A 9,210-nucleotide genomic window follows, 5' to 3' on the forward strand; every position below is an offset into this window, starting at 1 on the left:
GGAAAACTCCCACTGATAGAAGTTCTACTTTATAAAGGGTAATTATTCTAAATGGAAATTCATGTAAAAACATTTTTCAATAAAAACTTCACATGGACCTTTGCAAACTCTTTTACATCTTCATATGTATTTACATGACGGCAATAATGGGTAACAAATCCATGCAGTGAAAGAAAAATCGAATAAATTTCCTGTATCGTTATTTTTTTATCACATAATGATTGAACACTTTGTGCAAATTTTTCATACACCTTATCTGGACCTTCACTAATGAAATTTTTCACTTCTTCATCTTTGATTAAAAACATAATCTCATAATGACTTTGATTTGTAAGACCAAATTCAATAAATCCTAATAATACTTCATTCAGCTTTTCAGTCGGATTAAGATTTTTGCTTAGAATTTCTTCCAGTTTCTGATCAAGCATATAAAAATGTTCTTGAACTAAAGCATAAAATAATTCTGCTTTATTTTTAAAATGATAATAGATCGCTCCATGACTACAGCCCAGTTCTTTTGCAATTTGTCTCATTGATACATGCATATAGCCATTTTTGACGAATAGATCCCTTGCCGCATCCATAATCATTTCTCTCGTCAGTTCTCGTGCAACAGATTTTCTTGGTGTCATTTCTCTCTCCTTATTAACCATCGGTCAATTAAATGATAAAATATCATTTTTTAATTGTCAATAAAAAAAGGACTGCCAATACAGTCCCCTGCCAACCTATTTAAATACTTTTACACGCTCATCCAAAGGTTTAAATTCTTTTTCCCCTGGCTCTGCTGTCGGTTTGCCGAATGGCATTTGTGCAATTAAATCCCAGCTAGCTGGAATATCCCATTCTTTTTTCACTTCTTCATCAATTAATGGATTGTAATGCTGTAAAGAAGCACCGAACCCTTCAACTTCTAATGCCGTCCAGACAACATACTGGAGCATTCCTGATGAATGGTGTGACCAAATAGGGAAATTATCTTTATACGATGAGAACTGCTCTTGAAGTGATTTAACAACTTCCTTATCTTCAAAAAATAAAACTGTCCCATAACCGCTTCCAAAAGCTTTCATTTTCTCTTCTGTTGGTCCAAAGTTTTCAGCAGCTACTTTTTTTCTTAAAGTTTCTGTTGTAATATTCCAAAGCTTTGTATGATTTTCACCTAGCAGTACAACGACTCTTCCACTTTGAGAGTTAAATGCTGTTGGTACATATTTTACTGCCTCATTTACTACTTCTACAATTCGCTCATCAGAAACAACCGCTTCACTGCTAATTCCATAATAAGAACGTCTATTCTTCACTGCTTCATAAAAATTTGTCAAAACTTTCATCTCCTTTTATCTCGATATAAAACATTTTAATTTCAAGATAAATATAAACCGTTTATACGTTTCTTGTCAATTAATTAAAATGAAAAAAGTGAGCCTCTTTTTAACAGATGCTCACTTTACTTTTCCCAATTTATTTAATTGTATAACTTATAAATAATCCAATTGATAATAAAAGACCGAATATCGTATTCGTCTGTGCTGTTGCTTTCATCGCCTGAATCATATTTCTCGGCATTTTTCCGCCTAAGAAACCGCTCACCGCTTGAATTGGTTTGCCAACACTTAGAAGAACGATAAAGATCCATGGACTGGCGATGCCAAAGATAACTAAACCGATAATCCATGCATAAGCGATAAAAAATAAAGAGCCTAAAAAGTAAACAGCTTTCCTTTCACCAAGCAATATTGCCAGCGTTTTTCGACCGCCAATCGTATCTTCCTCAATATCCCGAATATTATTTGATAAATTAATTGCACCTACAAGAATTGCAATTGGAATTGACAACAGAATACTATCAGAAGTGACTGTGCCTGTTTGAATAAAAAAAGCAATTAAAATAAAGACAGATCCCATACATAAGCCGGCAAAAAGCTCACCGAATGGCGTGTATGCAATTGGAAAAGGCCCACCTGTATATAAATAGCCGACTGACATGCCAAGTAATCCTATAACTGCCAGCCACCAGCTGCTGTTCATACAAATATATACACCGATTAAAATAGAAATGCCATATAAGCTTAAAGCTAAGTTTAAGACTTTTTTAGGTTTCATCCCATGTCTTACAATCGCACCGCCGATTCCAACAGAATCTTCTGTATCTAATCCGCGCTTAAAGTCATAATACTCATTAAATAAATTCGTTGCAATTTGAATAAATAAACATGAAAGAAGCATCGCAATAAAAAGCATGATGTTAATATCAACAACAAACAACGCTAAAACAGTTCCGATTAGTACCGGAACGAAAGAAGCTGTAAGCGTATGCGGACGTGTTAGTCGCCAATAAATTTGCGCTTTGCTTAATTCATTTATTTTCTCATTATGATCCATTATTCTTCCACTTCCTATAACTTACTTGAATTAAAAATAAACATAAAAAATTGCATACATAAAGAGACAATTTAAATAATTGTCTATCCCATCTTCACAACTATCATAATAGCTTATCCTCGTTATCACAAGCCTTTTTCATAGATCTTCTTATTTTAAAGAGCTTTATATTTATTTTAACATATTTACACTTTTTCATTTAATTTTTACACTAAATAAATAATTCCAAATAAAAAAAGAGTAACCTGAAAATTCAGTTACCCTTTTCTTTTAACTTTTAAAACAGCCTATTTATCTTCCAGTATTAATTCAGGACCATCATATTCAATGTGTACTTCTATTTCCTTATTTTGAATTTTATCCGATAGTTCATTAATTTTCTCTTTTACTTCTTGCGGAACATTAGAGTTTAAAGAAAGTGATACAATATCCTTTTGTTCCAGTCCAATTTTTTCAATTACATTCGGCTTCCATTTCCCCTCGGTAAGATTTTTTGCTGCTAAAAATCCTGCTGCTCCAGAATCTGCTATTGCTGAGGCGATAAATACATCAGGCTGTTCTGCAACATAATCTTTTACATTCCCAATATGCTTTAAATTATGCTCTTTTAAAGCATCCGTGACACCCTGCCTCCCTGAATTCAGCATAGTGAAAATAATATCTGCACCTTTTTCAATCTGAGCTTCTGCGTATTTTTTAGATAGGGCATTATCATCTTGGTTTCCTATAAAGCTTGTCACAAATTCAGCATCAGGATTTGTATATTTTAAACCGTCTGCAAACGCTGCTCTTCCTTTTAATCCTGGAACAACTCGAATGCCTGACATATGCCCAACTGTATTGCTTTCTGTTAACAATCCAGCCGCAGCTCCAGCAAGCCAAGTTGATTCTTCTTGTAATACTTCATAGCTTGATAGATTAGGACCTCTTACATTTCCTTGTGTTACAACAAATTGAACATCAGGATATTTTCCCGCTACTTTTTGTGCTGCTTCGGACCCTTGTCCACCATGCATAATAACCATATCTGGATTTTCTTCCGCTAGTTTTGTAAGCGCATCCATCATAGCTTTTAATTCAGGTTTTATTTTATCAATATATGTAATTTCCGCTCCTAATTCTTTCTCAATTCTCATTAAACCATTATAACCTGATTCCATAAATCCTTTATCATCAATCTCTCCCGGGATGACCATCCCAACTCTCAAACTATCCTTTTCTTCTTCCAACGGCTTGCCAGCAGTCTCTTTCGGCTCAGATTTTGACTGACAGGCTGCAAGTATAAAAATAAATAGAGGTAGAACTATAAACAACTTTTTCATAAAATTCCCCTTTCTCCATCTTTTATAATAAATAATAGTGCTTCTGTTATTTATTATTGTCTGAATAGTAACACTATTAAATAAAATAGAGCAACGAAAAGTTCGCTAGTTCATTTAAAATAATAAAATAGATTTATAAATCAGTTTTATTAAGATGAGTCTATAGTATTAAACATGTCAAAATAATATATTTTTCTTATTTTTTTGACAATATAAGATATATATGCTAAATTTGTTTATAATTTCATACAAAGTCCACTAGGGGTGCCATATTTGGCTGAGATAAGAAAATTTTTTCTAGTCCCTTTGAACCTGATCTAGTTAATACTAGCGTAGGAAAGTGGAGCAGGCTAATATTTTCTTAAGCATTTGTAAAGGTATATTCCTTTATTTATATTTAAAGCCGCTCCATTTCGGAGCGGCTTTTTTATGTTCCACTAGATTGCAACTTAACTAGACTGTGACTCTGTATGTCCAAAAAGGAGGAATACACATGAGTTTTTCACAACAATTACGCGAGGAAGCAGATCATATTTTTAACGCGTGCTACAATCATCCATTTATTCAAGGTATTGCAGATGGAACACTTGGAAAGGAACAATTAATTCACTATGTAAAACAGGATTTTGAATATTTGAATGCTATCATGCAAGCATATGCGTTCGGTATTACAAAAAGTTCAAGACGAGAGGACATGGAAATGTTTAATACAAGCATTTCATTCGTTCTTAATAGTGAGACACATCCACATGTTAATTTATGTAATGTTGCTGGTGTGAAATACGAAGATTTACAAGGATACCCGCTAGCACCTACTGCACAGCATTACACAAGGCATATGTTAAATGCTTCTCAATCTGGGACACTCGGTGAAGTAATCGCTGTCGTTCTTCCTTGTCCATATATTTATCTGGATATCGGTGAGCGGTTGGTGAAAGAAGTAAATCCTGACACATCTCATCCTTTCTACGAATGGATTACGTTCTACGGTGTACAAACAGAGGAAGTACGCATGTATAAATATTTAAAACGTCTTGATGAACTCGCAGAAGCCGCTACTGAAGAAGAAAGAAAAAGAATGAAAGAACATTTCATGATCAGCTGCCAGCTTGAATACATGTTCTTCGATATGGCTTACACTTTACAAAATTGGCCTGTACAAAAACAATGTACAGCAGTTTCTAACTAAGGAGATTACATATGAACAATTCTAAATCATTAAATTTAAGGGAAATCGTCGTTATTTCATCAATTTCCGTCGTTTTTGGTATTCTTTATCTCATCTTTATTTTCTTTTCACAATTTATAAAAGGCATCTTTGGACCAGTTGGCAGCGGCTTTATGGCTGGCTCTTGGATTATGGCATCTGTTGTTTGTGCCTATATTGTAAGAAAACCAGGGGTTGCTTTAATCGCAGAAATGATTGCAGCTGTAACAGAAATTCTTATAGGTTCAGTAAGTGCTGGAACAGTGCTTATTTTAGGCTTTACTCAAGGTATCGGATCAGAACTTGCGTTCGCACTATTTTTATATCGTAGTTATCGTTTGCCTACTCTTATGTTATCTGGTGCATTCGGAGTAATCGCAAACTTTATTACAATCTATTTCTTATTCGGCTACAGTCAATACTCTGTCATTATTACAGCTTTCATGTTTGGCGCCATGCTTATTAGCGGCATATTATGGGGCGGCTGGGCTAGTAAAGCAACTGCTGATTCATTATGCCGTACAGGTGTACTTGATAACTTTGCACTCGGAAAAATCTATCGTCAAAAAAGGATGAAAAATGATGAGTTATCTCAACATTCATAATTTGACTGTCAACTACCCCTTTCAACGTAAGTCTGTGCTGAAAGGGGTTGACTTGCAAATAAATAAAGGGGAAAAATTACTTATTCTCGGTCCTAGCGGTGGTGGAAAAAGTACATTAGCTCTCACATTAAATGGTATTATTCCAAGATCAATTGAAGCTGAAATGACTGGAACTATTACTATCGATAGCCATTCCCCAAGCGAACTGAACTTCCGAGAAATTAGTGAAAGAATCGGAATGCTCTTCCAAGATCCTGAAACACAATTTTGTATGCTAACAGTCGAAGATGAAATTATTTTCGGACTGGAAAATTTACGTCTCTCTAAATCTGAAATTAAAGTAAGAATGGAACAAAGCTTAGAACTAGTAGGACTCTCAAACTATAAAAAAGCTCAAATTAAAGAGCTGTCTGGAGGAATGAAACAAAAACTTGGACTTGCCTGCCTTCTCGCAATGGAACCTGAAGTATTCATTCTTGATGAACCAACAGCTAATTTAGACCCTGAAAGTACAGAGGAAATTTTCGAACTTCTCATTACACTTTCTAAAAAATTAAATAAAACATTGATTTTTATTGAACACAAACTCGATTCTCTCCTTCCTTACTTGAAAAGGGTAATCGTACTTGGAAATGATGGCAGTGTCCTTGCAGATGGTCCGCCAAAAACTGTTTTTAAAGATCATTACACCGCTATTGCTGAACAAGGTATATGGGTTCCAGAAATATGCAAATATGCAAAGGAAGCTGAAAAAGAAGGTCTGCTATGGAATGAATTTCCGCTTACTATTGATGAGTTTACAGATGGTTTAAAAGGAAAAACATTCGATGTTCAATTAAATGAAAATTATAAACAACATCATTCAGAAACAATTTTACGAGCAGATCATCTTTCGTTTTCTTACAATGATAAACAAGTATTAAAAGATATTAATTTTTCCATTTCACAAGGAGACTTCGTTGCCATTCTCGGTCCGAACGGTGCTGGAAAAAGTACAATGTCACAGCTCTTTATTAAACTATTAAAGCCCAAACAGGGAGATATTTATTTAAAGAATGAGCCAATAAGCAAATTGAAAACATCTGAACTTATGCAAAAGTTAGGCTATGTATTTCAAAATCCCGAGCACCAATTTATATGTGATACAGTAGAACAAGAATTAGCATATGGACTAAAAATGCTTGGCTGGGAAAAAGAAAAATGGCTTCCCCGTGTAAATGAGCTATTAGAGCAATTTCATTTAACAGATAGAAGAGAAAACAATCCTTTTTCATTGAGTCAAGGTCAAAAGCGCCGCCTATCTGTTGCAACAATGCTCACAAACGACCAGCAGATTCTTATTCTCGATGAACCAACATTTGGTCAAGACTATATAAACACAAAAGGACTTATGACATTATTAAAAAATTTAAACGATAGCGGTAAAACCATTATTATGATTACACATGATATGGAGCTCGTTTTAAATTATGCAAATAAAGTCATATTAATTAATAAAAATGAAGTACAATACGAAGGCGATGTCATTCCATTTTTTCAAAATGAATCATTATTAAGGACATCCTCCATTACATTACCGATTTCTTATCAGCTAATAAAACGGATGAATGCAAATGAGGAGGCAACTGTTTTATGTTAGAACAATATCAAAAAGGAAATCACTTTCTACAACAAGTAAATCCAACATTAAAATTAATTAGTATTCTAATAGTTATCTTTTTTATGATCTCAATCTATGATCCTTGGACACCTCTTATCATCTTTGTTGTAACAGTTAGTGTGATTATGCTTTTAGGGGGAGTTTCCTTACGTTTTTTGTTATTGCTCCTTCTCCCGCTAAGCTTATTTGCCTTCAGCTTCGTTTGGATTAATGTCGTATTTCCTGCTGAAAGAGGGACAACAATTTTATTCCATATCGGCAGCATGCCTGTTGCCCTTGAAAATGTTCAAACTGGTGTTTCTTTAGGATTAAGATCACTTATATTTGCTTCATGGTCCGTATTATTTATTTTAACGACTGAACCGACAAAACTTATGCTTAGCTTGATTCAACATTGTAAGCTTCCGCCTAGATTTGGTTATGGAATGATGGCTGCTTACCGTTTTTTACCGTTATTCAAACAAGAATACGATCAAATTCGTGCCGCCCATCGAATTCGAGGACTTGGAGAACCAAAAGGAGTTCTCAGTAAACTAAATGAAATGAAAAGATATGCTATTCCTCTTCTGGCAAGCGCAATTCGTAAAGCAGAAAGAGTAGCGATTGCGATGGAAGCAAAAGGATTTGATGGGAGCAGAAAGCGTACATTTTATCATCTTGTTCCATGGACAAGAAAAGATCTAGCATTTGGAACAGGGCTCATTATCTTTCTCACTGGAATTATCTTTTTACGTAACATATATTTAATCTAAAAAAGAAGCTGTCTCTGCTAAGCTTTAACAGAGACAGCTTCTTCTAGTTGTTTTTCTTTTCTTGGAACGGCCATAAATTGAATGACCATCATAATCGAAACGACCGCTATCATAAAGATAATTGCATAATGGAAACTGCCTGTTGTATCAAAAATCCTGCCGAGAATAAGCGGTCCGCTAGCCCCAATCATATACCCTGCAGATTGTGTCATTGCTGACCATCCTGCTGCTTCCTCACCAGTCGTTGTCATATCAATCGGCAAAATCATATTAAGCGGAAATAAAATTCCTGCTCCTATTCCTAAGAAAATAACCGCAACCCATGGTTCCACTCCAAAGAAAATCATAAATAAACCGACAAGCTCTAAAACCGATCCTGTAACAAGCCATAACAAGCGGGAAGGCTGCCATTTAAGCAATACTGGTAATAATAAACTTAAAGGAATTTGCACAGCAGTTAAAACTGTAAGCGTATTTCCAGCATAAACCTGACTGTAACCCATATTGTGAACAATTGGCGGAACCCACGCTGTTAATGTATAAAACATCATAGACATTAGAGCAAACGACATCGTTAACAGCCATGCTTTTTTATTTCCCCAAGGAAGCTTCCCTCTTTTTGCTGAAACAGCCGTATCTTTTTTCTCTTTTTTCACATTTCTTAAAACGAAGAACCACCAAACAGGTAAAGCGACTAAAGCTAAAATTGCCCAAATAGAAAGAGCACCCTTCCATGAAGCAATACCGTGCTCTATCGGTGCTGTTACCCCGGCACTAAGCGATGCCCCAAATGTAATAGCTACTGTTTGAAAAGCAATTAAAGTAGGTGCATTTTCCGAAAAATATTTCTTGATAAAGCCAGATAATAACGGACCGGTTGCTGCAATTCCTACTCCTGCTAAAAATGCAGTTACTAATAATATAGTACTCGTATTCGTAAATAAGCGTAGAAATGTCCCAATTCCAATAAGAACGAGAGCCCATCCTATAACACTCTCCATCCCAAATCGAACACCCAGCTTAGCAGCTATCGGCGAAAAAATCCCCATACAAAATACCGGTATCGTTGTAAGCAGGCTTGCAACAGATGCACTCATCCCGAGATCATTTCGAATTGTTTCTAATAATGGTGCAATAGAGGCAATCGCTGGGCGTAAATTTAGTGAAACAATGAACAATGCAATCATCATTAAAATATTTTTTGTATTTTTCATAAACTTTTATTTCCCCCCTTCAAACAATTCACATAAAGTAAAACTTCTATCAGTGAGGGTTTTCC

9 protein-coding genes and 1 riboswitch are annotated in these 9,210 nt (G+C 35.1%); of the genes, 4 read left to right on the forward strand and 5 right to left on the reverse strand.

Annotation, left to right across the window (positions count from 1 at the left end; genetic code table 11):
* Positions 1-59 precede the first annotated feature (59 nt).
* The 4 genes from BFA01S_RS19280 to BFA01S_RS19295 all read right to left on the reverse strand — a co-directional run bounded on the left by BFA01S_RS19280 (position 60) and on the right by BFA01S_RS19295 (position 3,707).
* Positions 60-632 (reverse strand): TetR/AcrR family transcriptional regulator, encoded by a 573-nt coding sequence (locus tag BFA01S_RS19280; protein WP_066234708.1) that lies wholly within the window; start codon positions 630-632, stop codon positions 60-62.
* A 96-nt stretch (positions 633-728) separates the two neighbouring features.
* Positions 729-1,325, reverse strand: a complete 597-nt coding sequence (locus tag BFA01S_RS19285) for a nitroreductase family protein (protein ID WP_412758818.1) — start codon at positions 1,323-1,325, stop codon at positions 729-731.
* Positions 1,326-1,464: 139 nt separating this feature from the next.
* Positions 1,465-2,385, reverse strand: a complete 921-nt coding sequence (locus tag BFA01S_RS19290; RefSeq protein ID WP_066234717.1) for a 1,4-dihydroxy-2-naphthoate polyprenyltransferase — start codon at positions 2,383-2,385, stop codon at positions 1,465-1,467.
* A gap of 287 nt (positions 2,386-2,672) precedes the next feature.
* A complete protein-coding gene (locus BFA01S_RS19295; RefSeq protein WP_066234720.1) occupies positions 2,673-3,707 on the reverse strand; it encodes a BMP family protein in 1,035 nt (344 codons plus the stop codon).
* A 250-nt stretch (positions 3,708-3,957) separates the two neighbouring features.
* A riboswitch (TPP riboswitch) is annotated at positions 3,958-4,063 on the forward strand.
* Between the two features lie 137 nt (positions 4,064-4,200).
* Between BFA01S_RS19295 and tenA the strand changes: the two genes are divergently transcribed.
* From tenA to BFA01S_RS19315, 4 genes are read left to right on the forward strand one after another with little or no spacing between them, the layout of a single operon-like run.
* Complete coding sequence (gene tenA / locus BFA01S_RS19300) at positions 4,201-4,896, forward strand: thiaminase II (protein WP_066234722.1); 696 nt, start codon at positions 4,201-4,203, stop codon at positions 4,894-4,896.
* An 11-nt stretch (positions 4,897-4,907) separates the two neighbouring features.
* Positions 4,908-5,519 (forward strand): ECF transporter S component, encoded by a 612-nt coding sequence (locus BFA01S_RS19305; protein WP_066234725.1) that lies wholly within the window; start codon positions 4,908-4,910, stop codon positions 5,517-5,519.
* Positions 5,497-7,158, forward strand: a complete 1,662-nt coding sequence (locus tag BFA01S_RS19310; protein ID WP_066234728.1) for an ABC transporter ATP-binding protein — start codon at positions 5,497-5,499, stop codon at positions 7,156-7,158. The genes BFA01S_RS19305 and BFA01S_RS19310 overlap by 23 nt, the downstream gene beginning before the upstream one ends.
* Positions 7,152-7,931: an energy-coupling factor transporter transmembrane component T family protein gene (locus BFA01S_RS19315; RefSeq protein WP_066234731.1), complete on the forward strand. Its 780-nt coding sequence runs from the start codon at positions 7,152-7,154 to the stop codon at positions 7,929-7,931. Before BFA01S_RS19310 ends, BFA01S_RS19315 begins: the two co-directional genes overlap by 7 nt.
* A 17-nt stretch (positions 7,932-7,948) precedes the next feature.
* On the opposite strand, the gene BFA01S_RS19320 is transcribed toward BFA01S_RS19315, so the two are convergent.
* Positions 7,949-9,145, reverse strand: coding sequence for an MFS transporter (locus BFA01S_RS19320; protein WP_066234734.1), 1,197 nt, complete (start codon positions 9,143-9,145; stop codon positions 7,949-7,951).
* Positions 9,146-9,210 lie beyond the last annotated feature (65 nt).

Source organism: Metabacillus fastidiosus NBRC 101226 (genome assembly GCF_001591625.1).
Taxonomy (GTDB): domain Bacteria; phylum Bacillota; class Bacilli; order Bacillales; family Bacillaceae; genus Metabacillus; species Metabacillus fastidiosus.